The organism is Candidatus Kuenenia sp., assembly GCF_027493735.1.
Taxonomy (GTDB): Bacteria; Planctomycetota; Brocadiia; order Brocadiales; family Brocadiaceae; genus Kuenenia; species Kuenenia stuttgartiensis_A.
On record NZ_JAOSKF010000023.1, the window covers coordinates 122,902 to 146,187 of the forward strand.

The window sequence follows — 23,286 nt, forward strand, 5'->3', positions numbered from 1 at the left end:
AAAAGACATGGGAAATTGTCGGAAACGTGCTCTCTGATGCAATGAAAATCAAGATAGGGATGTACTGTCTCCATCTGCGGTATACTTACCACTCTCAAAAGACTAAAAAAACGAAATACAACGTCGGTTTTCTACTGAAAAACTACATCCAGTGACATGCGTTCCCACTTTTCCCATTCCTCCTGATGGAGAAATTTCTCCGGCAATTTTAATGTCATCTGCCGGCTTCTCTCCACCAGTTTCCCTGCCACACGGATTAACCACAGTCTCATCGTCTTTACTTCCCACTTTTGTATCACTCCACCACTGAGCAATCCCATCCACTTCAAAAGATTATACGCTAACACCGCACACTGAAATAGCGCAGCATTGGCCAAAAATTCACCCGTACGTATGTGCCCCGCATTCATCTGTCCTTTACTCTCTTCTATCAAAGTCTCGCAGGTAGCCCTCTTTCCATAACAACGATGCGCTTCCATCGGACTTAACCGCTCCGTTGTAACGTAACAAAAATACTCATACACGGACACTTCTACTAATTTCTTTTCTCTTTTGACCAATTGCCGCACTGCCACAAAACGTCTCGCACGATCCCACCCTGCACATCGATACCAAAATTCAGCCTGTTCCCATCCTGGCTCCCCTTTCACCTCATTCCATTTCTGCCCTTCAAGCAATCCTTCCAGATTCTTCAGCTTTACCTTAATCAGATATCCCGCCAATATTGACTCAAGGTATTCAAGTAATTCTCCGGTAAAAAAACCGCTGTCTCCCCGAAATACCACCCTTACCCCCTTATTCATGTACGCCATACATTCCTTCATGAACTCTACTACTCCGTTACTCGTGTAGGCGCTTCCACAGCGGAACCAACTATGTAATACCTCCTTTGTTTCTGCAATAAATGCCATTAAGGGATGATACGCCTTCTGCCCCTTCTTGTGCGGATTATATCCTACCTCTGCACCCTCCTGTTTCCCATATACACCATCTACGGTAGAATCAACATCTATCCATACTTCGCAAAGAGCACTCCTGAGTTTATGGCCTGATCTCACCGCACGCTTCCATATCTTTCCCCTAAACCGGTGGATCACCCCCGTCAGTTCCACTATATCTCCCTGACTCGCCAGCTTCATAATACGTCCTATCGTAGTATCTACAGGTACCTCTTTCCACCCGGACATCTTCTTCAATACCTCATCTGTACACACCTTCATCACCTCTACCATCGATGTCGCCCCTGCTATCAACCCTATCACTACCATTTGTACCGCATCGACAAACTGATACCGGGCATTTGCTCCACGATCCTTATGGACCGCTTCATGGACTCTCTCCCGGAACATCAGCTTACCCATAAAATTCAATACCGGTAAAAGCCCTGCATGTACCGTTAAGCCTTTCCCGCTCATCTCTGCCTTGATTTTCGGTTGTCTTTTGCTGTATTTTTTTGCTATATTCTTCATCGAAATGGTGAATCTCCTTTCAGGTGTTTTTTGTTATCAATATACCGCCGAATACCTTGGAAATCCTACCATTTCAATCCTATTCCTGCAACAAGGCTTTGCCTTGTTTGCAGGATTTAGGTAACAAAATAAAATAAAAAAAGGCATCTAAAAAGATGCCTTTTTTTAAAATTATCACTCAATTTAATACATTATTACTGTTGTGATGCATCACGTCTCTTTTTCCAAATAGCAGCGCTAATCATAAGTACTGCAACGCCACCAATAATACTGCCTAAAATACCGGCAAGACCTTTTCTCTTCTTTGACTCCAAAAGTTCGTCTAATTTCTTTAATTTTTTGAGTTGTTCAGCCTGACTCTCTAACTTGTTAATACCCTGATACACCTTTGCTGCTCCATACCACCAGGCTATATCTTGCTGTCCATGAGCAACGCCCTTATATGCATGTGCCTTGTCACCAAACCACATATTTGCATACTCTAATTCTATCTGAGAAGGGTTGTTCTTTCCAGTCATAAATACTCCATACAGCCCCAAAATAGGTCCTATTACAGGCACTTTCCCACCAGTAGTTTTAAAAGCACTGTATACAGCTTCACCTAACAGACCTGGTCCTAGCGCATCAGCAAGAATATCACCAAGCGGAAAGATATCTCTTTTCTTAATAGGTACTTCAAACGCATCAAGCGCTACTATTTCGTCAAGAATACCTTGCGCCCTATCCTGCAACCTCCACATTTCAAACATAAACTCGTCTAAATTCTCCCGATATAACCTTGCAAACCTAGGGCTATGGCACTTACTGCATACATTGACCCACTGCTCAGATCTCTTTTTGTTTTCAGGAGAATAAACGTCTAGTTTATAGTTCATCGGTGGTAAATTAATGCCGTAAGGATAATCTTTTAATGATGATTTATATTCAATCCCTTTAGGAGGAATAGTTCCCATCCTCCATACACCTTTAGTGACAGGGTTATGTGCAAATGTTCCATTTCCCTGGTCAAAATGACAAAACTGACACGTGGGTGTTCTATAATCTTTGCCAGGAACTACCTCAGCCAAAGGCTTTTCCCAGTCCCAGTGTTCACCTTCCATGTGATAAATATATCCCATCTTCGATTCACTATACGTTTCAGCATCCGGATGATCAAAACCCATGTGGCAACTCATACAGGCTTCTGGTCTCCGGCCTTCCGCTGCTGCAAATTTATGTCTTGAGTGACATATGTTGCAACGGTCTGTTGCATGACATAAATCGCAACCGAACTGTGCTGCCGGATAACCTCTTCTAAACATCTCTGGATACCACGGTGGTACCACATTTGCCATAAGGCCGTCAATGTGATTAGGTCTGCCTCGTTCTCTTTCACCCATAAATTCAGTTACTTCTTTTGGGTGACATTCACCACAATGAGCAGGCGTAGGCATATGTAACTCCTTATGATCTTTCCCGTGGCAATCGCTACAGGTGACCTCTTTCAACTCACGACCAATAAGTTTTTCTATTTGTTGTGTCTTTTCGGCAAATTGCGGGGACTTTTTAGGATTCGCGTGTGTCGAATCCTTCCAGTCATTCACAAACCCAGGCGTAACCTCTTCATGGCACGTAACACAATCAGTAGGTTTAAATCTTTCTAAAAGTTGGTCATAATAAGTACCATCTGGTTTCACGTAGTGCCTCCCCGGGAACCAATACATCTGCAATGGCACTGGTTTATATAACTCCATCCAGGGCCCTGCACCCTTTTCCAGCCCAACATTAGCCCCGAGCCAATCCCACATTGGCAATGGTTCATTTGGATATAGAATCTCATAGTAACTGGTTGCTTTTTTTTGTAATTCTTTTAAATTTGCCTCAGCCTTCACTTCTTTAACATTTGAAAAAAAGACACACATTAAAAAAGGGATAGCGATTAGTACCGCTCTCATCCTGTGAAACTTCATTATTTTGCCTCCTCTTCCACTAAATCCAGCATTATAATATTTCGTTTAAAAGATCCGCTTTACTGTTTAACTCTTTGAAAATGTCAATTTATTTTAGGGAGTTTGAATTCTTGCAAGCCTATATCATCAGTGGCAGTAGTTTTATATGGTTCTGTATGTTCCGGAAAAAACCATTCATCACCTTTGCCATATTCCTGAAAAAATTTCAAACGCATTTCGTGAGCTCTTGTATGATGACAAGGTCCACAAATGTTATAAACTGTCCCAAACGTACCTATTTTCGCTATCTTCTGCCCTTCGGGAGCCTTACCAACTTCCATGAAATATGCATATGTTTCACCTGCACCGTGACAAGCTTCACATGTTACCCCTTCTTCCGAGTAAGTACCGGTATCTGCATCATACCCAGTTGTATGACACTTAAAACATGTTGTTCTGTATGCCTCATTCCCCGCGATATAATCAGGCGCCTTTTTTACTTTTTCGAATGTCTTAAATTTTATCCGCTGCCATCTTTCAACATGCGGAGAGGTTAGCCCGGTATGGCATTTCAAACACTTGTCACTCCCTACATAAATATTCTTATCACCCGTTATGCAAAAACGCTTGAAATCCCCCATTTCAATTCGCTGATTTGGGTCATTCTCTTCCGGGGTTAACGTTGCAAGTTCATCCCAAAATTCAAACAAAGGTTCCGCAGTTTTCAGTTTTTTCAACATATCTCGTCTTCCGACAACCATACCCTCATGCGCCATTTCTTCATTAAGCGCCCTTCCAATCCCACCGTGACAAACTGTACATCCGTAAATATCAGACGGAAAATATTTTGTGTTAGGATGAACCGCTACAAGTTTCCTTTCGTCAATGTGGCATGTTATACATCTGTCAACTTTATCGCCATTTTTGCCGTCTGTCCACGCATAGTCGCCTTTTAAAAGAATCTGCTTCACTTCGTACTTTGGACTTTTCAAAGAGGTTAGCCTCTTGCCCAACATTTCTCTTTCCTGTACTGAAGTCGCGGCATTAAACTCCCTCTCAACTTCCTTTGCATTTTCTTTGTAATATTCTTCCTGATATTTCTTCCATTCAGGATTGAATTCTTCGTTGAACCAAACAAGCGTGCTGATAAAAAACATGCTACTAAAAACAAAAAATATCAGTCTTTGTATGCTCATAAATCACCTGCCATAAGAAATATTTTTTGTACTAAAATCATATGTTAATCCAAGGTGTCGCTATAATATACTTAATATTAAAAGCAATCCTTAAAAACATTTTTAATACAATACCAATCATTGTAAGCATAAGCCCCATCGTTATGACATAACGTATAACGCCTATCCTATTAAAAAAATTACTATTAACCAAAATGGGAACAACTAATCCAACGAAATAAAAGCCTAACAACAATGCCATACCTACCGACAACGGCATATTATGTAAAGGCGGAGGCGTTGGAAAATCATGCGTCCATTTTTCCCACGGCCAAAAGAAAGACCAAAAAGGCCCTCTCAATGCTGTTCCGATATAAATTAAAATATACCAGAATATATAGCCAGACATGAAAGCGCTTACTGCAAACTTTCTTTCTCTGAATGTATAATAACCGTTCCCCTTGGGATTGTTATCAATGTATGGTATAACAATCAACCCTAAAACTATTATACCAGGAAGTACAACACCTGCAAACCAAGGGTCAAAATAAACTAAAGCCTCCTGTAATCCCAAAAAATACCACGGCGCTTTTGCTGGATTTTCAGCTTGCCCTGGATTTGACAACTCACGTAACGGCGCATCTACAAAATATGAATAAACAAGAAGCCCAACGGTAACAAATATAGCCGCCAAAAACTCTTTAGCTACCAAGTTGGGCCATGTAAAGACCTTATCATCTTTGATTTCAATAGAAACACTTCTTCGCTCACTAACTTCCATGGAACTACTCCTCTGAAATTCCGATGAAACAAAAATTTAAACTATAACGGGCCAGAAATGCCGCCATCCTTACGAACTCTCCAAAAATGAACCATCATAAGAGCAGAGGCGATAACAGGTATACCGATACAGTGCCACACATAAGCACGCAACAACGCAGGGGCCCCAATTGATGTGCCTCCCAATAAGGCAAATCGGATATCATTATTTGCCTCCATTCCTAAAATATAAGCAAAGGGGCCTTCATGTCCTAACAAGGGGGTCGCCCTCGCCATGTTCGTGCCAACAGTAATAGCCCAATATCCCAATTGATCCCAAGGTAACAAATAACCTGTAAAACTTAGCAAAAATGTTAACACTAGCAAAAAAACACCCACCACCCAATTGAACTGACGCGGCGGTTTGTAAGAGCCTGTCAAAAACACCCGCAACATATGAATACTCACGGTAATAACCATTGCATGAGCGCCCCAACGATGTGAATTTCTTAAAAATCTCCCAAATGGCACCACATACATCAAATCGACGGTGTCAGCATATGCCCTGTTTACATCTGGTGTATAATAAAACATGAGCAAAATACCGGTCAATGCTTCAAATAGAAAAATAAAAAACGTAATCCCACCCATACACCAGGTAAACCGTATCTTTGTACCGTGTTCTCGCACCTTCGCCGGATGCAAATGCAACCATACATTACTGATTATCTGAAGGACTCTGTTCCTTGGGGTATCTGCATAACCATGCCGGAATACAGACCTCCAAATTTCATTCTCTGTAATCAATCTTTTTAATTCATTCAGTGATTTCATTTAAACATCCCCTTCTCAGCTATACTTTTATCTTTATGCTCTCTTTTCATGATTAATATACCCTCCAACCTCCCCCCTTTCTTTATAGAAATTTATTAACGTCCTCATTGGGTTTCCATAATACACGCTTCATAGATATCACATTTACAGGACAATCTTTACAATTTCCACAACGAATACATTTATCAGTATATTTAATTACAATACCATCCTTGCTCATAAATGGCTTGTGTTCTTTACTTTGGTCAAATGCATCCACTTGTTTAAGCGCACCTACAGGACACACCATGCTGCAACGCCCGCACAGCACGCATTCATTTGTTTCAACATTTATCGTAAGGTCACACTTAAGACATCTGTTTGCTTCTCTTGCCGCCTGAAATTCATCTAAGCCAAGCTCGACTAGATCAAAATTGCCTTCTCTCTCGTGTTCTGGCAACAATCGCATATCTTGACGGAGTGTTGCATCATAATTTTCTTCTCGCAAATCAATTTCACTATCAAGAAGCGTTACCCAAACTTTTTTCTTAGGCTCCTCCAACGGTTCACCGTTTATAAACCTGTCAATAGAATTGGCAGCTAAATGGCCCTGTGCGATACATTCTATTATTGTGCTAGGGCCTAATGTGACATCTCCCCCTGCAAAAATACCCTTTTTACTTGTTGCAAGATTCCCATCAACAGCAATGGTTCCCCATTTATTAACTTTCAAACCATGCTTATCCCCTAAGAATTTTAAATCTGGTTCCTGGCTGATTGCAGAAATAACACAGTCAGTATCAATGATAAAAGTGGAATCCGGAATAGGCTCAGGCCTTCTTCTTCCACTTTCATCTGGTTTTCCCAACCGCATCTTAATACATTCCAAACCTTTTGCCTTCCCATTCTCGGTTACAATTTTCACTGGAGCAGCCAAAAAGTGGAAACTTACCCCTTCGTGCTCAGCTTCTTCAACCTCCCACGACAATGCTGGCATCTCTTCCCTGGTTCTTCTATAAACGATGGAAACATTTTTGGATAGACGCTTTGCAGTTCTTGCTGCATCTACGGCAGAATTACCGCCACCAATTACAACGATATTTTCGCCGGGTTTCCTAGTATCACCAGCACTAACATTTTTCAAAAATACAAGACAATCCATTACACCATCAGTGCCTTCTTCTCCCGCTATTTCAAGGCGTTTGCCAATTTGTGCACCTACAGCAATAAACACCGCATCATATCCCATTTCCAGTAAATCAGAAAAAGATTTACCTTTGCCTCCAATCGGAGTGTTTGTCTTTATTTGCACGCCTCTTTCTAAAATATGGCTAACATCAAACATAATCTGGTCGCGAGGCAACCTATAAGATGGAATAGCCCACATCATCATACCGCCTACCTGGGCTTCTTTTTCAAATACGGTCACTTTATATCCCATCCCTGCAAGGTCAAAAGCCGCAGTCAACCCCGCCGGTCCAGCTCCTATAATCGCTACCTTCTGTTTTTTCTTCACTACCGCCGGAGCAGGAATTTTTATTTTATTTTTAAAAACATAATCAGTGACAAATCTCTTTAAAGCATCGATAGCAACAGGCCGGTCAAAATCCCCGCGCTTACATTTAGATTCACATGGATGAGGGCAGACGTAACCACACACCGCGGGAAAAGGGTTTGTTTCCTTCATAAGTCTGTAAGATTCTTCAAACTTACCTTGGCTAATTAATCGTATATATCCCGGTACATCCATATGCGCCGGACAACGGTGCTGACAACGTATGTTTTCTCTCAACCAATCCAAATCTAAAAGTGCGCGTATTCCTTGTTCTGGTATTGTTGTTTGAGTCATTGAAGTATCTTTCTAAATAAATCCAAAAAAAATCCTACACAATTAACTCTGTCTCTAACGGTACTTTCACGCTTGTATCAACAGCCAATTTCCCATTATTGTCAAGTATCATCTGCAAATGATCTAATGGCCGTGGCGCTGGCCCCGCGAAATTTACACCGTTGCGGTAATATTTACTTCCATGGCATGGACATTCGAATATATTTTTTTCTTTTGAAAACTCTACTGCACAACCAAGATGCGTACAAACAACAGAGATTGCTTTAAAACTATCTGCGTCACGAACAACAAATATTTTTCTCGATTTCAAAGTAGTAACCGAGCCTACAGGAAACTGTTTCGGTTCGCCAACAAAAAACCTTGGCGACGGTTCAAAAAGTACTTTTGGATAGAAGAATCCTTTATAACCAAACAATTGACTTAAATAAGCTCCTATCGCGGCAAAAAACAAACCCCAACCAGCTAATGTCAGGAAATTTCTGCGAGATATAGTAAACCAGATACCCCCTTCTTTCCCTGATTCACAGCATTTGTTTTCATCTTTTTTTGATCCCATAATTACCTCCTCAATCAATTGAATTTGATTTTCTCAGGGTTGTACTCGATCACTTTTATGCACAACATTTAATCAGAAAACTATCTTTAATCTTTATAACGTTTTAATGCTTGATTTGTTAATCGTTATACACTTTCACTTTCAACGGTAAAAATAATTAAAATTTCATTTGTACTGTTTTTTTCTTTGGAACAGCTTCTGTTAGTACTTAATTGTAAAATTAAGAGAGCAGGATATAGTAGGACTAATGGATTATCGATTAAAGGGTACATACTCGATGCGAGTCAAACGTATATTTAGGGTCGAATAATAAAGATATCAAAAAGAAATGTCAAGAATATTTTGATAAACCAAAAGATATTTTTATACCTTCTTAATCAGGATTCTATAACTATTATCCAAGTTCTCCACCTTAACTATTTTATGGCCTTCTTCCTTTATGCTTCTGGGAACACTTCTCATCGGTTCTCCATCATCTAATATAACTTCCAAAATTTGACCGGTATCCAACATCTCCAGTTTCAATTTTGTTTTTACAAAGTTAATAGGACAAAGCACTCCCCTTAAATCAATTTTATCATCCGGAACAAATTCCTCTTTCTCTGTCACTTATACATCCCCAAAAAATAACAAAATAAATATGTACTGTAAAAATTACCCGATACAATTAATTTTTTCTTCTATAAATAATTTTCTCTTTTCATCAAAAATCCACGCTCTGAATTCAATATCTTTCCGTTTTTCCACTGAAACGATCATATAGGAATAACCACTCCAAGCATTCTCTGTGTCAAATGCCGAAGGAACTGCAGGATGATCGGGATGTGAATGATAAATGCCTATAATTTGTAATCCTTTTTTGGAAGCGATTCTGTCTGTCTTCATGAAATCCTTACCGGATATTTCGTATCTATCCTGCGTTCTTTCTGTATTTTTATTTTGAACAGCATGTACCTCTACTACTTTTTTTTCTGAAGTATTCATGCCGACTAATAACCCGCAACATTCTAAAGGGTAGTTCTTTATTACCTCATTTTTAATACTGTTTAACTCATTTTTACCGATGTGTAACAATTCCTCAGTACCTCAAATCTTAAGAAAAGCCTGTACACAAATTACCAAAAACTTGTACTAAGATATCTATCACCCCTGTCGGGAAATATTGTCACAATCATCCCATTTTTAATTTCATCCGCTACCTTTAACGATGCTGCAAGGGCGGCGCCAGAAGAATACCCGACAAAAAATCCCTCCTCTGCGGCAAGCCTCTTTACCAATTTATACGCATCTTCCGTTTCAACATACATTTTCCTGTCGGGAAAATCCTCATTGTAAATGCCAGGAGTAATCGAAGTTTCCATATGCTTCATTCCTTCCAGTCCGTGAATGGACGTGTCGGGTTCAACCGATATTACCTGAATATTAGAGTTAAATTTCTTCAACCTTTTTCCCGTACCCATTAATGTGCCACTCGTTCCCAAACAAGCAATAAAATGGGTTAAGTTACCCTCTGTCTGCTTCCATATTTCAACACCGGTTGTTTCATAGTGCGACATCCAATTTGAAGGGTTATTGTACTGATTGCCATAAAAATATTTTGCAGGGGTTTCGTTGACCAGTCTCTTGGCTTCATTCATAGCGCCGTCAGAACCTAATAATGGATCCGTGTATATGGTTTTTGTTCCGAAAGCAGATACGATTCGTTTTCTTTCCTCACTAACATTTAAGGGCATTACCAAATTAACCTCGTATCCTTTTACTGCACCGATAAACGCATACGCTATGCCGGTATTACCCGAAGTCGAATCTATCAATATTTTATCACCGCCCAACTTCCCCGATTTTTCAGCATCTTCGACAATTCGTAACGCGGGACGATCCTTTACAGAGCCTCCAGGGTTAAACCATTCTGCTTTAACGTAAATTTCTACGTTCCTTTTCTGCAATTCCTTTGTAATTTTGTTAATCCTGATAAGCGGCGTGTTTCCAATTCTCTCCAAAATTGAATTGCAACGTACTTTTCGGGGCATATCGTTATCTTTTAATATCCCAACCTGCATACATCAAATAAATAATTGTGTTTCTGCTCCATCAGCAATTTCTATTATTGTTGTCAAGCCAAGAATATCATCTACTTTCGATTTTACTTTTACTTCTTCAAGATCCATTAACTTCACGGCTCCCGAACATGCATACAGTTTTAAATTTCCAAGAGATCTCACCTCTTCCAGTAGTTCTTTGAGCGGTGCTGGGTTCATATCTACCATACGTTTCCTCAACCCTTCGCCTTCCTCTCCAAATTCAGAACCCAAAATTTCCGGCGAAAATTCTTCATTAACAAAACGTTTCAATGCCCCAAAAAAGAGGAAAATGTACGTTTCTTTTCCCATTGAAGCGGCAGTAATAGCCAATGTAACAATCTGATAAAGCTTATCGTAGGTTCCACTATGTGCAAATATGACAAATTTTTTTTTCCTGCTCATTAATAGTAATCCTTTATGCTTTCGTAAAAGCGCCAGCAACTTCCTTTTTGAATTTGTCCAAACCTACGCGGTCAATACACGTGCCAACTCTTTCTTTCGTTTTACCATTTTTGTTATACCATTCGATTGTGGCATTCGCAAAATCATTTACTTTCTCATCAGGTAAATAATCAAGAACAACATCCGCTTCACGGGGGTGTCTACCATGTTTCCCCCCCACTCTTACCAGCCAGCCCTTTTTCTTTTCTTTCCATACATCCATCGGGCAAGCCTTAATACAATCGCCGCAATACACACATTTCGATTGATCAAATATAGGTTTTCCCTCTTTATCAGAAACGATAGCACCTTCCAAACACGCCTTTGCGCATAAGGTACACCCATTACAAAAATCTTCTGTCCAAACAGGATAAACAACACCCTGAAACCCCAAATCAGACTCCCTCGTTCTCGTACAATCAATCGGGCATCCGGAAAACCCCATTTTGAACTTATGGTGACACGGCGTGCCGAAAAACTTTTCGTCCACTTCCAGCGCCTTTGCTTGTGTATCCATAATCCCATTCGGATTGTATTCACAACCACCACACGCAGTAGGTACTCTGACCCTTGGCCCGCAGGAAGCAACTTTTTGATCTACCGTCGCCAGTTCCTTTATTACCGCATCGAAATCGTCAATATGAACCCCAATAATTTCCACCGATTGTCTGAAACTCAGGTGGCAATATCCCAATCTACTGTATTTCTTCGCAACTTCTGCAATCTTTAACATTTTATCAGGGGTAATTCGACCACCAGGAACTTTTAACCGAACCGTAAAAAGATCTTTTTGCGTCTGTTTTATAAATCCTCCGGACTTTAGCTCGTTTAAATCAATCTTTTGTTTCACTGTTTTTTCTGCCATTGCAACTCCAGTCATTTTAATTATAACCGTAACACATCACAGTACTTACGTATACTATCACACCATATTTCTTTCTTAAATTAACATTAGCACTTTGCAAAAACTAAAGCAAGAAAAAAGAAGTTTTAAACAAAAATCTTCCATAATTATTTACAAATATGTTTCCCTGAAATAATATTCAGCATTTTATTTCTCGTTTCAGAGGCTCCCTTTTCCTTAAAAAAATCAAACATATCCCATTCCGCAATTCGCTGTAAAATTCCCCGCCTGATTTTTTCGTCAGAAATTTCGCCAAGCACTTTTCTCCGCATTTCTGACAAAAGTTCTGTAAACTCACTGTATTCATTTCCAAATTGTTTTTCCAGATGCAAACGTATATTGCGCGCAAAAGCAGGGCTTGACCCGCCGGTAGAAATGGTAATACAAAGATCTCCGCGTACAATAGACGACGGAACAATAAAGGAACAGTAATCCGGTTTATCCACAACATTCACCAGCATCCCCTTTCTCACCGCATCATGATAGACTTTTTCATTCACCTTTTCATCATCAGTAGATGCGATTACAATTACCGCTCCATTCAAATAGTATTCGTCGTATTTCTGTTTAACGAGTTCAATGCCTTCTTCCCTTTCCATCTCCGGACAAAACACAGGAGACACTACAACTACCTTTGCACCGGCATTTTTCAAGCTACAAACCTTGCGCCAGGCAACGTTCCCACCCCCGACCACCACACATTTTTTATTATTAATATTGATTTGCGCCGGGTAATATTTCGACATATTTTCTCCGCAATTAAACCAATTCCTCGCCTGCAATTAAATCTTCATACGTTTCCCTTTTTCTTATAACAATATATTTGTCTCTATCCACAAGAATCTCGCATGAACGCGGACGGGAATTATAGCTGGAACTCATGGTAAACCCATACGCGCCAGCGCTAAATATTGCCAGCAAATCTCCCTCATTGACCGGTGGAATCGCCCTGTCTTTCGCAAAAACATCGCTGCTTTCACATACAGGGCCTACAATATCTACCAAATCCATCCCTTGTTTTGCCACACTTGTGTCAGGAGTTTCAACATCAGGCATCGCAACGCTGGTGTTTACCGGCCATATCCTGTGAAACGCATCATAAAGAGCGGGACGTAACAAATCATTCATAGCCGCATCGCAAATAACAAATTTTTTGCCATGCGAGTTTTGTTTATTATAAATAACACTTGTTACTAAAATCCCCGAATTACCTGTAATAAACCGCCCGGGTTCCATGATTACCCGACACTTCATCTCTTTAGCAAATGGCAGTATTTGGGTGGAATAATCCTTTGGCTCTATTACTTTTTCCCCCGTATATGAAATACAATATCCCCCCTATATTTAAATATTGTATATTGATGCCGGCATTACGACATTTCTCCATAAACATGGTAATTTTTTTTAAGGCATTCACATAAGGGTCTGCTGAATATATCGGCGAACCTAAATGTACATGAATTCCGCAAATAGTAACATTTGTATATGCCTTCGCTTTTTCAATAATTGTTTCCGCAACAATCAGGTCAATGCCAAATTTGTTTTCCTTTTTCCCCGTCGTGGTTTTTGCATGAGTCTTGGCGTCAATATCGGGATTAATGCGCAAAGCAACTTTTGCCGTTTTACCCGCCCTGCATGCCGCTGCATTTATATGTTCTATCTCTGCAATTGATTCAACATTAAACATAAAAATATCATTTTCCAGGGCGTATTGTATTTCTTTATCCGTTTTCCCTACTCCGGCAAACACAATCTTTGAGGGCTTTCCGCCTGCCTTAAGCGCCCGAAACAGCTCGCCGCCTGAAACTACATCAAAACCGGACCCTTCATCGGCTAATATTTTGCAAACCGAAAGATTTGAATTCGACTTCACCGAAAAACAAATGGTCGCGTCAACCTCCTGAAATGCGGTTTTTAATTCATTAAACCTTGTGAGAATTGCATTTTTGCTGTAAATATAAACCGGCGTACCTGTCTCTGAAACAATATCTTTAATCTTTACCCGCTCACAATAGAGGGTATTCCCATCATAATGAAAAGCATCCATAAATATTATCCCTTACTCAATTTTCTTTCCCAGTGTGCAAGACGGTTTTTCACAAGACGCGGCGCTGAAGAACCTGAGCTCTTGTAGTTCATAACACAATTCTCTACCCCAATCACCTGAAATACATCTTTCGTAATAAGGTGAGAATGACGTTTCAATGTTTCTAAATCTAAATCTTTTATCTTCCGGTTTAGCCGAACACATTCCCTCACAATATTCCCGACAATCTCATGCGCCTTGCGAAATGGCACATCTAGTTTTACCAGATATTCAGCGAGCGCCGTTGCGTCACTGAAACCATTTTCACATGCCAGTTTCATTCTTTCGCTGTTAAAACGAGTATTTGCAATAAGCTCAGCAAATATATTCAACATAGAATGAACCGTCTCCGCAGCGTCAAAAACGGCAACCTTGTCTTCCTGCATATCCCGGTTATAACTTAAAGGCAATCCCTTAAACAACGTTAGCAATGTAGTCAAATGGCTGTATACGCGCCCACACTTTCCTCTGATAAGCTCCAGCACATCAGGATTCTTCTTCTGCGGCATTATGCTCGAACCGGTACAATAAGCGTCGCTAATATCAATAAAACTAAATTCGTCATTACACCAAATTATCCACTCTTCACACAGCCTTGACAAATGCATTGAGATCAAAGAGAGGGCAAATACATATTCCATACAAAAATCCCGGTCGCTTACCGCGTCAATGCTATTTTGGCAAATACTGCCGAAGTTAAGCAATTTTGCAGTTATCATCGGATCGGTCGGCAACGTTGTACCCGCAAGGGCGCACGCTCCTAAAGGGGATTCATTAAGCCTTTTTGCACAATCGGCAAGCCTCTTTTCATCTCTTTCAAACATCTCTACATATGCCAGTAAATAATGCGACAAAAGTATTGGCTGGGCGTGTTGCATATGGGTAAAGCCAGGCATTATTGCTCCAAAATACTCCTTGCCCTTTTTCACCAGCCCTTGTTGTACAAGGGTTAAGTAGTTGCTCGTAATCAATATTTGCTCACGCACCCACAATCTCAGATCGAGGGCGACCTGATCATTTCTGCTCCTTGCCGTATGTAGTTTTTTCGCCGGTTCTCCGATACGTTCTATCAAAGCCGATTCGATATTCATGTGAATGTCTTCGAGATTTTTTTTAAATTTAAATGTACCGGCATTCATTTCCGCCAAAATAATCTCCAGACCTTTTATAATCTCCTTTTTTTCCTTTTCGGTAATGATCTTGCGCTGCGCAAGCATGGTTGCATGTGCAATGCTTCCCTCAATATCAAACTTATAAAGACGCCAATCGAAGGAAATTGATTCGGTGAAGGACTCTACAGACGCCTTTGTCTGTTCGGTAAATCTTCCACCCCAAAGTTTCTTCTTCATAAATTTATACTTTCACTATTAAAATTTTTTTAAACATGTTGCCTTTATAAAACGACAATTCACACACAGAACGATATTACCCCCAAACGTCAAATACAATGCCTGAAAGAAGAACACACTCGGGCTATAGAAAAGAAAAGGGAGTACTATAGCTCAATACCTGCCCCTAGTCAACACAATAACATTATCGCACACGGCAACATCAAAGTCATAATGCGAAGCAACCTGAGCAAGGATGTGAGCCAAATATTTGCGCTGTCCATGCCAGCTCAGGGAGTATTCACGATTCATTATTCGTCTTGTTTTTTCCCCGGATGGTTGCCTTTTCCTTCCAGAATGTTTACTACTGCAAGATGATTCCTCTTTTTTGCGATATCAAGGGGAGTGTCCCCGTTTTTTGCCCTGGCATGAATATCCGCGCCGTAAGAGATAAGCGTCTTTACAATAGCTTTTTGTCCCTCATGTGCTGCCAGATGAAGGGCGGTATAATTGTTTTGGTACGTAGCGGTTACTAATGAAGGATTTGTCTTGAGAAGATTTTTTACTGTAATTACGTTCCTTGCTTCAATTTCAATTTGAAGTTTTGTTTTCTGTAATTTGTTTTGAAATCCTGAAAAAATACCCATTTTCTTTCACAATCGAGAAATTTTCAAAAGAAGTGATAAATCCACAATTTATTAAGTACACTTTTAGCAACAACTTAAACCCTGTGAACGGTTACAATAATTTTTACAAAAAGGAAGCGAGAGCTTCCAATACAATTACGTTCCCAAGTAGCGGCAAGGCATGCCTTGCCGCTACTTGGGAACGAGCATTTTTACTTTTTCAAAAAACTACAGTGTTACTCTTTTTCAGAGATTGAGTGTCTTGTTAAAGGATTTTTTACATATGACGTTCAGCATATATATCAAGTAAATGACGAATCATTTTCTGGTATTGAGTTTTATGTTTTTTTGCCTCTTTTTTGAAAAAATCAACGCTGGTCTTACTCAGTGTAATAGTAACTTTGATATTATCTTCTTTAAATACTAGTACATCGTTTCGTTAAAATGTGTACGTAAAAAAATGTCATTGCGAGGAGTGGAGCGACGAAGCAATCTCTTGTTCCCAAAAGACTTAAGATTGCTTCGCTGTCGCTCGCAATGACGGTATCAATGTAGATATTTTAATGAAACGTTATCCTAGTTCCTCCGGAGATGGTAAGAAATCGTCGATAATACGAATTTCTCCCAATGGCTCATCAGTATATTTAATTTTATTTTTTGTTTTCGTTGTCATAAATTTTTCTCCCTTTGCGCCAATATCCGGCACCAATGATACGTATTTTGCAACTACGATATGTAAATCGTACTGTGATGAAACCTTCTCCAACTTTTCCAAAACAATAATATCTTTTTTCGTCATGGCTGTGGGTTATGTCTTCTGCAATTATACGATGAGGATCTAAAAATGCATGTTGTGCAAGTTCGAATGAAAGACCATGCCTTTTTTGATTTTCCGGGTTTTTGCTTTCATCCCATTCGAACGTTACCTTAAATACACCCGCTTCTCCTCAAACGACATATTCTGTAACACTTTAGTTTTTCGAAAATTCCAATAATAGCGCTGTTTTCCGCACGATGAGGGACGACGAATGATGGACGAGAGACGACGGACATCCTTCGTCTCTCGTCTCTCGCTCTCCGGAATTCTGGCACATCATCCGCAAAAAGGAACTTGATAACAGAGGTATCAAGGTGATCCCCCATCTATCTGTGACCCTTATTTGTAAAATATCTCCTCTGCCCCTGACGGATTTAATCTCAATGGTTTTGTCTTTAATATTGACTTCATACACAATTCTGATATTGCCCATTCGATATCTAAGTTTCCCTTCAAGTTCACCGTATAGTTTCTTGATATGCTGTCCGAAAAGCGGTTCTCTACTGAGGTCGTCTATGCATTTATTTAATCTTCGCTTAGTACCTTTATCCTGTTTTTTATAATATTTTCCTGCTTCATGCGAAATGAGGGCTTCATACATTCTCTTTTACCTCAGACCACTTTTTAAATCGGCCTGCTTTAAAATCCTCATCACCTCTCATAATACTTTTAAGTAAATCCTTATCTTTGAGAATTTCCTTTGTAACTTCGATTTCTTCTTTAACTTTAAGATAGGCAATGAAATCTGCCACTTCTTTTTTACGTTCTGTGGATAGTTTTTTAAAATCAGTAAATAACTGATCTTCGTTTATCACAATTGATTTACGCATAATTCCCTCCCTTATGATTACTTTATTTTCTATCAATCTTGCTAAACTCGAAAATTCAAAATTAAGTGCTGATTATACAAGTGCTTATGAATTTTCATCGTTTTCGGGTGTCACAAGTGCGACATGACGACTGTTTGCTCATCACATTTTCATAAGAAACTGTCTCGAATTTGCCTGTCTTGTATGCCTGACAGCGATTCCTTGCTTCTTCAGCCCAGATACGGTCGATTTCCGGGTCTGGGCTATCAATCTGGAGGAATGAAATCAAATCTTTATCAATTACATATTTGTCAATGGTAAAGATTCGACCCCCTTCGCGCTCTCTTTTTTTCTCTCTTGTGCAAGATTCAGGTATTAAATTCAACGGGTTTTGCTCCATGATGAATAGTAAGAACCTCAACTTCCTCAGCAACTATACGATAAATAATTCTGTAGTTACCTAATAAATTTCCTTAATATCTTCACGATTTATTTCGGGAACAACTCTGCCTGATTTTGGAAAGAGTTCAAGACGATCTGTTGCCTCAAATGCTCTAATTGCAAACAACTTTGCATATTGAATAGAGTCACGCGCAATAAAGAGACAAATAGAGTCCAAATCATCTAAAGCTTGATCTGTCCATGTTACTTTAACCATTTTTCCATTCTCTTTTTTGCTTCCTCATGAGAAATTTTTTGCCCTGAATCAGCTTGTTTAATACCTCTATCTACTTTATAAATGAGATACAATTTTTCCATAGCGTCTTCAATAGAAGCATCTTGTGGAAGATCTTGAATTGCTTTAAGTACTTGTTCTTTTGGAATCATAATTGTTCCTCCTGAATTGTTGTTTATAATAGCATATTACATAATGATCTTTAAGATGTGATCCTTTCGCTCTCTACAACTTATTTACCTTCGTTAAGTATTCTATTAATCCAATATCTCGGCTCACGATGGAGATGTGAAACGGCCACAACTATAATTGTATCGGCGCCAACACCATAAATAAGTCCATATGGAAATCTTGAAAGCAGGCAGCGCCTGAGATTTGGCTCAATTGCTGGACATGACAATGGATAACTAACTATCCTTCGAACAGCCCTGTCTAAATCATCAAGAAATTGTGTACCCAGACCGAAAGATTGGGAATCATACCATAAAACTGCATCGTCAACCTCTGCTTGTGCTGGTTTTAGAAAGCGAATTTTCATCTGGCTCTATGTTTGCTCATCACATTTTCATAAGAAACTGTCTCTAATTTGCCTGCCTTGTACGCCTGCCAGCGATTCCTTGCTTCTTCAGCCCAGATACGGTCGATTTCCGGGTCTGGTCTGTCAAGCTGCGTTAGGATTGAATCGACAAGTTTAAGCTTCTCAATATCCGACAAAGACCTTATTTTCGCCTCAAGCTCTTTGTTAATCGTTGCCATACTCTTTCTCCTTTCTTATACCTTTTATTACAAACTTATTTAGGGATTGTAAAATAATAAACTTTACAACTTGTATATCAAGAGGGATGGGATCAAATCTTTATCAATTACATATTTGTCAATGGTAAAGATTCGACCCCTTCGCGCTCTCTTAAGTTAAGCTACCAGCCAGAAAAGTCCCCCTTAGAAAAGGGGGATAAAGGGGGTTGTTTTCAAATAATCCTTAACTTAATGACATTGGATTGTAAATCTGAACCCGCTCAGGTGTCTGAAGAGGTCACAAAATAAGAATGAAAATTTACCAAATTAAGTATGGTGTCCCCTGAAGCAACCAAGATCACAAGGTAGCCCTGCTACTCATTCTCATCAGTTAACATCTGGTGTGGTATTTTTCTCATGTTATTTGTAGTTTTGGGGGACGCCTTTACAGATTGTCTGAGAATTCATTTTTCGCAATTTTTCAATAATAAGTCCTTTTTAAATTGTCTCAAATACTTCGACTCTTACATCATATCCGAGTCCGTGCAGGTAATCATAGCAATCGTCCCATGTTAGGCCAAATTCACGTACATCTGCGAGCCCTATCCGCGCAAAGGTATCTCTTAAAAGTTCAAAATACCCATTTTCAAAATCGGCATCTTTCATCATCATTTCTTCTGCCCAACTTGCGAGACTTGTTAACTCCATCTCCCTGTTAAGATACTTTATAAGCATACCGGCGAGCATCTTTCTTGATATAATCATTGTTTTTCATCCCCCATTCTTTTATGACCCTTATCCACAGGATATTTTTCATGGATTTCAATCAATTTTCCATTACTATCATAAATTTCCTGATAAGATTTTTGGTTTCTTCCCTGTCATCTACTTCTTTCACATACCTTGCTTTCCACCCATGCCTTCCTTTTATCTCCAACCAATATTTTCTGCCCCCGTCGCTTAATTTTTCACAATTAAGGAATTTTCTTTCATTAAGCAGCCTTTTACCTTTGATATCCATATACCCCCAATAAGTCTGAATTTCGATTTATATTATTGTAAAAACAAAAAGCGATGAAAAAATTGTTTTTTTCTCCGGAAGAGGGATGTGAATTATCAAATCTTTATCAATTACATTTTTGTCAATGGTAAAGATTCGCCCCCCCCCGGTTTGGGGGTTGGGGTTGGGGGGTTTTTTTTTTTTGGGTTTTTAATGGGGAGGGGGGGGGCTCCCCCCAAAAAAAAAGAAACACACAAATTTTTTGGGTTGTTTTTTTTTTTTGGGGGAGTTTTTGGGCGAACTTTTTTTTTGTGGGGGGGGGGGGTTTTTTTTTTTTTTTTTGGGGGGGGGGGGGGGTGCGAAAAAACACCCCCCCCCCCCAAAAAAAAAAAAACCCTCCTTTGCTCCGGTGGGCGTGGTTTTTTTTTTTTTTTAAAAAAAAAAAACACAAACATTCTTTTTTTGGGGGGGGGGGGGGGGGGGGGGTCTTATATCATTTCCTTTTTTCTATTCTTGCTTGAAGTTCCTCAATAGATAAAAGCCTCCCACCGGCTGATTCATGTCTTTTGAGCCGTCTGTCTAATTCATCCATATGGCTCTTAGGGACAGTGACCATAGATTCATCCGAAGAGATGCTGTCCCATAAGTCTTCGACCAATAGAATTTTTTCTGGTGTACTCAGTTTTATAATTTCCGGAATATCACTTACACGCACTTTCTTACCTCTTGTTTTATGATAACATTTCTTTTCTTTTTATTCACACTATACAGCAACTGTTTTTCCACAGTTGGTCAACCCCGTTAGATAATAAACATCTGATGGAATTGATGTATTTTTTTAAATTGTGGCGTTTGGCTTATTTATCAAGATTTTACAAGCAACCCAAGTCTTTCGTGATAGCAAAGACACGTCGTAAAACATGTCTATTTCGAATGTAGTTTGTCAATTTGAAAGATTCGACCCCTTTGGCCCCGTTAATATGAGTTTTCCACCCTCTTGATGTGCCTCTAACATATCCCCTTACCGCAGGTATTCTCCTTTCTTTTACCTCTTGAAGCCTCCAATACGGTTATTCCAACCAATTCAGTTTCTTTATACCTCAGCAACACCCCGTTTTCAAGCATCTCTGAATCAGTTGCCTTCTGGGGTCTTTTAAAATTGATGTAAAGAACATCGGCTTCTTTGTCGTAATCCACCCACATTTTTGTTTCCGGCATCTTTATGAAATGGGAAACAAGCCCATAGACTTCCTTTAAAGTATTTTCTATTTTTGTTGTTGCCATACAATCACCTCTCTTTCAAGTTTTATCTTACTTGTGAAATATGCAGTTATTATAAAACCATCATCATTACTGGTTTCCTTATAAACAACAGCAAGGAATCGGTTTTCCCCTGATTCTTTCAGGGCGATCAGTGCTTGTGCATAACCCTTAACAACATAATCAGGAGATTCAATAGTATTTAGAACTTCATCATAATAGCCTGCCAAATCATCATGGTTTTCTACTATGTGAACCCATCGCTCATCAGTTAGTCTGATTGGAACACCATTAATTGATTTTACTATTTCCATCACTCCCTTATTCTACCTCAAAATATCCATCTTCGTAATATAGTAAAAAGCATTTATTTTTAGAAGAACCTGTTTTTTTCTTGCATTTGAATTGTTTCTAGAGTATTAAATTCTGCATGAATCCATTTCTCAGTGAAAAAACCCGAATAGAATTTAAAAAAGCACATAAGAAAGAGCCTCATAGACGTCATGCCGACCGAATCAAAGCTATACTTCTTCTTGATTCAGGATGGAGTTATGAAGAAGTAGCAGAGGCGCTCTTGTTAGACGATCAAACAATCAGGAATTACGAAAAACTATACAAAGATAAAGGTTTCGACGGGCTTTTATCTGACAATTATGTTGGCTGTATGCCAAAACTCACTTGCGAACAAGAAGAACAATTAAAAGATCATATCAGGAAAAACAACTATAGCGCGGCAAAAGAAATTGTTGAATATGTAAAACAGACATTCAATAAGACCTATACACCCGAAGGAATGGTACATACCCTCGATAGATTAGGCTTTACTTACAAGAAAACCACAATAGTTCCAGGCAAAGCAAACCCTGAAAAACAAAAAGAATTTATCGAAAACTACAAACAACTCAAAGAAGAGAAAGCCCCTGGAGATAAGATACTTTTTATGGATGGAGTTCATCCACAGCACAATTCTACGTCTGCATATTGCTGGATAGAGAAAGGCAAAAAGAAGGAAATACCCTCTAATACCGGCAGGAAAAGAATAAATTTAAACGGTGCTATTGACATAGAAACCTTTGAAGTAACAATCCGGGAAGATGAAAGCATCAATGCTCAATCAACAATAAAGCTTTTCCATGAAATAGAGTCAAGGTATGCTCAAGCCGGTACTATTTACATAATCTCTGATAATGCTAAATATTACAGGTCTAAGTTGGTCAAAGAATACCTTGCAAATTCGAGAATAAAGATCAAATTTCTCCCTTCCTATTCACCCAATTTAAATCTCATTGAAAGATTATGGAAATTCTTTCGCAAAAAAATATTGTATAACAAGTATTATGATACTTATGAGAAGTTTAAAAACAAATGTTTAAGTTTTTTCAAAAATATTAACGAGTATACAGATGAATTGTCTACTCTTTTAACTGAAAATTTTCAAATTATTGGCGAGCAAATTTCGAAAATCTGATTTGTTTGACTATAACTACAAAACTATCCCTTGAAATCAAAACATAGAAGAGGGATGGGTCACATCTTTATCAATTAAATATTTACCAATGATAAAGATTCGATCCCATCCGGCTTCAAGGTTAGGGTTTGTGCGGTTCTCTGTCTTGAAGTGTTAATCGGATAGAATGGGGATCACGCGCACAATGAAAAAGCCCAAACACAATTATATTGTTGTCTTCTATCAGGTAGTAAATTGCATACGGAAATCACTGAGTAAACGACGGTGAAATTTTCAATAAATCTTCGGGTAAAGAAGTGGATTCCGAAGAATCTCACCAACACCCGCATAAAATACCCTCAGGAAATCTTCGCCAAGTCCGGATGACTTCGCTTCATACCATAAATAACCACCAAAAACATCTTCCTCAATTTCGGGAAGGAAACGCAGTTCTTATATCATTTCCTTTTTTCTATTCTTGCTTGAAGTTCCTCAATAGATAAAAGCCTCCCACCGGCTGATTCATG

The 23,286-nt window shown here is 39.2% G+C and carries 32 protein-coding genes; 1 reads left to right on the forward strand and 31 read right to left on the reverse strand.

What is annotated here, in order from left to right:
* Positions 1–131 precede the first annotated feature (131 nt).
* The 31 genes from M5U24_RS16685 to M5U24_RS16835 form a co-directional block, all read right to left on the reverse strand.
* Positions 132–1,469 (reverse strand): IS1380-like element ISCku8 family transposase, encoded by a 1,338-nt coding sequence (locus M5U24_RS16685; protein ID WP_099323988.1) that lies wholly within the window; start codon positions 1,467–1,469, stop codon positions 132–134.
* 194 nt (positions 1,470–1,663) lie between these two features.
* Positions 1,664–3,418, reverse strand: coding sequence for a multiheme c-type cytochrome (locus M5U24_RS16690; protein ID WP_099326726.1), 1,755 nt, complete (start codon positions 3,416–3,418; stop codon positions 1,664–1,666).
* 83 nt (positions 3,419–3,501) lie between these two features.
* On the reverse strand, positions 3,502–4,593 hold the full coding sequence (locus M5U24_RS16695) for a multiheme c-type cytochrome (RefSeq protein ID WP_157820736.1): 1,092 nt from the start codon (positions 4,591–4,593) through the stop codon (positions 3,502–3,504).
* Positions 4,594–4,630: 37 nt separating this feature from the next.
* Positions 4,631–5,353, reverse strand: coding sequence for a hypothetical protein (locus M5U24_RS16700; RefSeq protein ID WP_099326727.1), 723 nt, complete (start codon positions 5,351–5,353; stop codon positions 4,631–4,633).
* Between the two features lie 41 nt (positions 5,354–5,394).
* A complete protein-coding gene (locus M5U24_RS16705; protein ID WP_099326728.1) occupies positions 5,395–6,165 on the reverse strand; it encodes a cytochrome b N-terminal domain-containing protein in 771 nt (256 codons plus the stop codon).
* Positions 6,166–6,247: 82 nt separating this feature from the next.
* Positions 6,248–7,660, reverse strand: coding sequence for an FAD-dependent oxidoreductase (locus M5U24_RS16710; protein ID WP_230405663.1), 1,413 nt, complete (start codon positions 7,658–7,660; stop codon positions 6,248–6,250).
* A 367-nt stretch (positions 7,661–8,027) separates the two neighbouring features.
* Complete coding sequence (locus M5U24_RS16715) at positions 8,028–8,549, reverse strand: ubiquinol-cytochrome c reductase iron-sulfur subunit (RefSeq protein ID WP_099326730.1); 522 nt, start codon at positions 8,547–8,549, stop codon at positions 8,028–8,030.
* A gap of 363 nt (positions 8,550–8,912) precedes the next feature.
* Positions 8,913–9,158 (reverse strand): sulfurtransferase TusA family protein, encoded by a 246-nt coding sequence (locus M5U24_RS16720; protein WP_169702827.1) that lies wholly within the window; start codon positions 9,156–9,158, stop codon positions 8,913–8,915.
* Between the two features lie 45 nt (positions 9,159–9,203).
* A complete protein-coding gene (locus M5U24_RS16725; protein ID WP_099326731.1) occupies positions 9,204–9,623 on the reverse strand; it encodes a M67 family metallopeptidase in 420 nt (139 codons plus the stop codon).
* Positions 9,624–9,664: 41 nt separating this feature from the next.
* On the reverse strand, positions 9,665–10,579 hold the full coding sequence (locus M5U24_RS16730) for a cysteine synthase family protein (RefSeq protein WP_099327130.1): 915 nt from the start codon (positions 10,577–10,579) through the stop codon (positions 9,665–9,667).
* Between the two features lie 33 nt (positions 10,580–10,612).
* Positions 10,613–11,032 carry a DsrE/DsrF/DrsH-like family protein gene (locus M5U24_RS16735; protein WP_099326732.1) on the reverse strand — a complete coding sequence of 140 codons (420 nt, stop codon included), beginning with the start codon at positions 11,030–11,032 and terminating at the stop codon, positions 10,613–10,615.
* 13 nt (positions 11,033–11,045) lie between these two features.
* A complete protein-coding gene (locus M5U24_RS16740) occupies positions 11,046–11,936 on the reverse strand; it encodes a 4Fe-4S binding protein (RefSeq protein WP_099327131.1) in 891 nt (296 codons plus the stop codon).
* A 146-nt stretch (positions 11,937–12,082) separates the two neighbouring features.
* Positions 12,083–12,721, reverse strand: a complete 639-nt coding sequence (locus M5U24_RS16745) for a bifunctional precorrin-2 dehydrogenase/sirohydrochlorin ferrochelatase (protein WP_099326733.1) — start codon at positions 12,719–12,721, stop codon at positions 12,083–12,085.
* 13 nt (positions 12,722–12,734) lie between these two features.
* Positions 12,735–13,229, reverse strand: coding sequence for a hypothetical protein (locus tag M5U24_RS16750; RefSeq protein ID WP_320414772.1), 495 nt, complete (start codon positions 13,227–13,229; stop codon positions 12,735–12,737).
* 4 nt (positions 13,230–13,233) lie between these two features.
* Positions 13,234–14,022, reverse strand: a complete 789-nt coding sequence (locus tag M5U24_RS16755; RefSeq protein WP_298203067.1) for an alanine racemase — start codon at positions 14,020–14,022, stop codon at positions 13,234–13,236.
* 5 nt (positions 14,023–14,027) lie between these two features.
* Complete coding sequence (gene argH / locus M5U24_RS16760) at positions 14,028–15,410, reverse strand: argininosuccinate lyase (protein WP_099326735.1); 1,383 nt, start codon at positions 15,408–15,410, stop codon at positions 14,028–14,030.
* 153 nt (positions 15,411–15,563) lie between these two features.
* Positions 15,564–15,701, reverse strand: a complete 138-nt coding sequence (locus tag M5U24_RS16765) for a hypothetical protein (RefSeq protein ID WP_298203069.1) — start codon at positions 15,699–15,701, stop codon at positions 15,564–15,566.
* Entirely contained in the window at positions 15,701–16,036 is a 336-nt protein-coding gene (locus tag M5U24_RS16770; RefSeq protein ID WP_099326736.1) for an ankyrin repeat domain-containing protein, read from the reverse strand. Before M5U24_RS16770 ends, M5U24_RS16765 begins: the two co-directional genes overlap by 1 nt.
* 550 nt (positions 16,037–16,586) lie before the next feature.
* The gene (locus tag M5U24_RS16775) at positions 16,587–16,814 is read right to left on the reverse strand and encodes a hypothetical protein (protein WP_230408022.1); all 228 of its coding nucleotides are present in this window, start codon (positions 16,812–16,814) and stop codon (positions 16,587–16,589) included.
* A gap of 172 nt (positions 16,815–16,986) precedes the next feature.
* Entirely contained in the window at positions 16,987–17,433 is a 447-nt protein-coding gene (locus M5U24_RS16780; RefSeq protein WP_169702830.1) for a type II toxin-antitoxin system RelE/ParE family toxin, read from the reverse strand.
* On the reverse strand, positions 17,426–17,662 hold the full coding sequence (locus tag M5U24_RS16785) for a hypothetical protein (protein WP_099326738.1): 237 nt from the start codon (positions 17,660–17,662) through the stop codon (positions 17,426–17,428). Before M5U24_RS16785 ends, M5U24_RS16780 begins: the two co-directional genes overlap by 8 nt.
* Positions 17,663–17,756: 94 nt before the next feature.
* On the reverse strand, positions 17,757–18,026 hold the full coding sequence (locus M5U24_RS16790) for an addiction module protein (RefSeq protein ID WP_197705260.1): 270 nt from the start codon (positions 18,024–18,026) through the stop codon (positions 17,757–17,759).
* Between the two features lie 75 nt (positions 18,027–18,101).
* Complete coding sequence (locus M5U24_RS16795) at positions 18,102–18,299, reverse strand: type II toxin-antitoxin system RelE/ParE family toxin (RefSeq protein ID WP_197705261.1); 198 nt, start codon at positions 18,297–18,299, stop codon at positions 18,102–18,104.
* Positions 18,287–18,469 (reverse strand): hypothetical protein, encoded by a 183-nt coding sequence (locus M5U24_RS16800; protein WP_099326740.1) that lies wholly within the window; start codon positions 18,467–18,469, stop codon positions 18,287–18,289. Before M5U24_RS16800 ends, M5U24_RS16795 begins: the two co-directional genes overlap by 13 nt.
* 80 nt (positions 18,470–18,549) lie before the next feature.
* The gene (locus M5U24_RS16805) at positions 18,550–18,855 is read right to left on the reverse strand and encodes a type II toxin-antitoxin system RelE/ParE family toxin (protein WP_099326741.1); all 306 of its coding nucleotides are present in this window, start codon (positions 18,853–18,855) and stop codon (positions 18,550–18,552) included.
* The gene (locus M5U24_RS16810; protein WP_099326742.1) at positions 18,852–19,073 is read right to left on the reverse strand and encodes an addiction module protein; all 222 of its coding nucleotides are present in this window, start codon (positions 19,071–19,073) and stop codon (positions 18,852–18,854) included. The genes M5U24_RS16805 and M5U24_RS16810 overlap by 4 nt, the downstream gene beginning before the upstream one ends.
* A gap of 477 nt (positions 19,074–19,550) precedes the next feature.
* Positions 19,551–19,817, reverse strand: a complete 267-nt coding sequence (locus M5U24_RS16815; protein WP_099326743.1) for a hypothetical protein — start codon at positions 19,815–19,817, stop codon at positions 19,551–19,553.
* A gap of 61 nt (positions 19,818–19,878) precedes the next feature.
* Positions 19,879–20,073, reverse strand: coding sequence for a hypothetical protein (locus tag M5U24_RS16820; protein ID WP_197705262.1), 195 nt, complete (start codon positions 20,071–20,073; stop codon positions 19,879–19,881).
* 472 nt (positions 20,074–20,545) lie between these two features.
* Positions 20,546–20,767 carry an addiction module protein gene (locus tag M5U24_RS16825; protein WP_099326744.1) on the reverse strand — a complete coding sequence of 74 codons (222 nt, stop codon included), beginning with the start codon at positions 20,765–20,767 and terminating at the stop codon, positions 20,546–20,548.
* A 293-nt stretch (positions 20,768–21,060) separates the two neighbouring features.
* Entirely contained in the window at positions 21,061–21,336 is a 276-nt protein-coding gene (locus M5U24_RS16830) for a DUF2283 domain-containing protein (RefSeq protein ID WP_197705263.1), read from the reverse strand.
* A complete protein-coding gene (locus M5U24_RS16835; RefSeq protein ID WP_099326745.1) occupies positions 21,318–21,626 on the reverse strand; it encodes a hypothetical protein in 309 nt (102 codons plus the stop codon). The genes M5U24_RS16830 and M5U24_RS16835 overlap by 19 nt, the downstream gene beginning before the upstream one ends.
* A 116-nt stretch (positions 21,627–21,742) precedes the next feature.
* Here M5U24_RS16835 and M5U24_RS16840 point away from each other — a divergent pair, with 116 nt between their 5' ends.
* Positions 21,743–22,780 (forward strand): IS630 family transposase, encoded by a 1,038-nt coding sequence (locus M5U24_RS16840; protein WP_099326746.1) that lies wholly within the window; start codon positions 21,743–21,745, stop codon positions 22,778–22,780.
* Positions 22,781–23,286 lie beyond the last annotated feature (506 nt).

Excerpts from the sequence above, each read along its gene's own strand:
- M5U24_RS16685 (WP_099323988.1), bottom strand. The coding sequence starts at position 1,469 with ATGAAGAATATAGCAAAAAAATACAGCAAAAGACAACCGAAAATCAAG.
- M5U24_RS16690 (WP_099326726.1), bottom strand. The coding sequence starts at position 3,418 with ATGAAGTTTCACAGGATGAGAGCGGTACTAATCGCTATCCCTTTTTTA.
- M5U24_RS16695 (WP_157820736.1), bottom strand. The coding sequence starts at position 4,593 with ATGAGCATACAAAGACTGATATTTTTTGTTTTTAGTAGCATGTTTTTT.
- M5U24_RS16700 (WP_099326727.1), bottom strand. The coding sequence starts at position 5,353 with ATGGAAGTTAGTGAGCGAAGAAGTGTTTCTATTGAAATCAAAGATGAT.
- M5U24_RS16705 (WP_099326728.1), bottom strand. The coding sequence starts at position 6,165 with ATGAAATCACTGAATGAATTAAAAAGATTGATTACAGAGAATGAAATT.
- M5U24_RS16715 (WP_099326730.1), bottom strand. The coding sequence starts at position 8,549 with ATGGGATCAAAAAAAGATGAAAACAAATGCTGTGAATCAGGGAAAGAA.
- M5U24_RS16730 (WP_099327130.1), bottom strand. The coding sequence starts at position 10,579 with ATGCCCCGAAAAGTACGTTGCAATTCAATTTTGGAGAGAATTGGAAAC.
- M5U24_RS16735 (WP_099326732.1), bottom strand. The coding sequence starts at position 11,032 with ATGAGCAGGAAAAAAAAATTTGTCATATTTGCACATAGTGGAACCTAC.
- M5U24_RS16740 (WP_099327131.1), bottom strand. The coding sequence starts at position 11,936 with ATGGCAGAAAAAACAGTGAAACAAAAGATTGATTTAAACGAGCTAAAG.
- M5U24_RS16745 (WP_099326733.1), bottom strand. The coding sequence starts at position 12,721 with ATGTCGAAATATTACCCGGCGCAAATCAATATTAATAATAAAAAATGT.
- M5U24_RS16750 (WP_320414772.1), bottom strand. The coding sequence starts at position 13,229 with ATGAAGTGTCGGGTAATCATGGAACCCGGGCGGTTTATTACAGGTAAT.
- M5U24_RS16755 (WP_298203067.1), bottom strand. The coding sequence starts at position 14,022 with ATGGATGCTTTTCATTATGATGGGAATACCCTCTATTGTGAGCGGGTA.
- argH (WP_099326735.1), bottom strand. The coding sequence starts at position 15,410 with ATGAAGAAGAAACTTTGGGGTGGAAGATTTACCGAACAGACAAAGGCG.
- M5U24_RS16765 (WP_298203069.1), bottom strand. The coding sequence starts at position 15,701 with ATGAATCGTGAATACTCCCTGAGCTGGCATGGACAGCGCAAATATTTG.
- M5U24_RS16770 (WP_099326736.1), bottom strand. The coding sequence starts at position 16,036 with ATGGGTATTTTTTCAGGATTTCAAAACAAATTACAGAAAACAAAACTT.
- M5U24_RS16775 (WP_230408022.1), bottom strand. The coding sequence starts at position 16,814 with ATGACGAAAAAAGATATTATTGTTTTGGAAAAGTTGGAGAAGGTTTCA.
- M5U24_RS16780 (WP_169702830.1), bottom strand. The coding sequence starts at position 17,433 with ATGTATGAAGCCCTCATTTCGCATGAAGCAGGAAAATATTATAAAAAA.
- M5U24_RS16785 (WP_099326738.1), bottom strand. The coding sequence starts at position 17,662 with ATGCGTAAATCAATTGTGATAAACGAAGATCAGTTATTTACTGATTTT.
- M5U24_RS16795 (WP_197705261.1), bottom strand. The coding sequence starts at position 18,299 with ATGGTTAAAGTAACATGGACAGATCAAGCTTTAGATGATTTGGACTCT.
- M5U24_RS16800 (WP_099326740.1), bottom strand. The coding sequence starts at position 18,469 with ATGATTCCAAAAGAACAAGTACTTAAAGCAATTCAAGATCTTCCACAA.
- M5U24_RS16805 (WP_099326741.1), bottom strand. The coding sequence starts at position 18,855 with ATGAAAATTCGCTTTCTAAAACCAGCACAAGCAGAGGTTGACGATGCA.
- M5U24_RS16810 (WP_099326742.1), bottom strand. The coding sequence starts at position 19,073 with ATGGCAACGATTAACAAAGAGCTTGAGGCGAAAATAAGGTCTTTGTCG.
- M5U24_RS16815 (WP_099326743.1), bottom strand. The coding sequence starts at position 19,817 with ATGATTATATCAAGAAAGATGCTCGCCGGTATGCTTATAAAGTATCTT.
- M5U24_RS16820 (WP_197705262.1), bottom strand. The coding sequence starts at position 20,073 with ATGGATATCAAAGGTAAAAGGCTGCTTAATGAAAGAAAATTCCTTAAT.
- M5U24_RS16830 (WP_197705263.1), bottom strand. The coding sequence starts at position 21,336 with ATGGCAACAACAAAAATAGAAAATACTTTAAAGGAAGTCTATGGGCTT.
- M5U24_RS16835 (WP_099326745.1), bottom strand. The coding sequence starts at position 21,626 with ATGGAAATAGTAAAATCAATTAATGGTGTTCCAATCAGACTAACTGAT.
- M5U24_RS16840 (WP_099326746.1), top strand. The coding sequence starts at position 21,743 with ATGAATCCATTTCTCAGTGAAAAAACCCGAATAGAATTTAAAAAAGCA.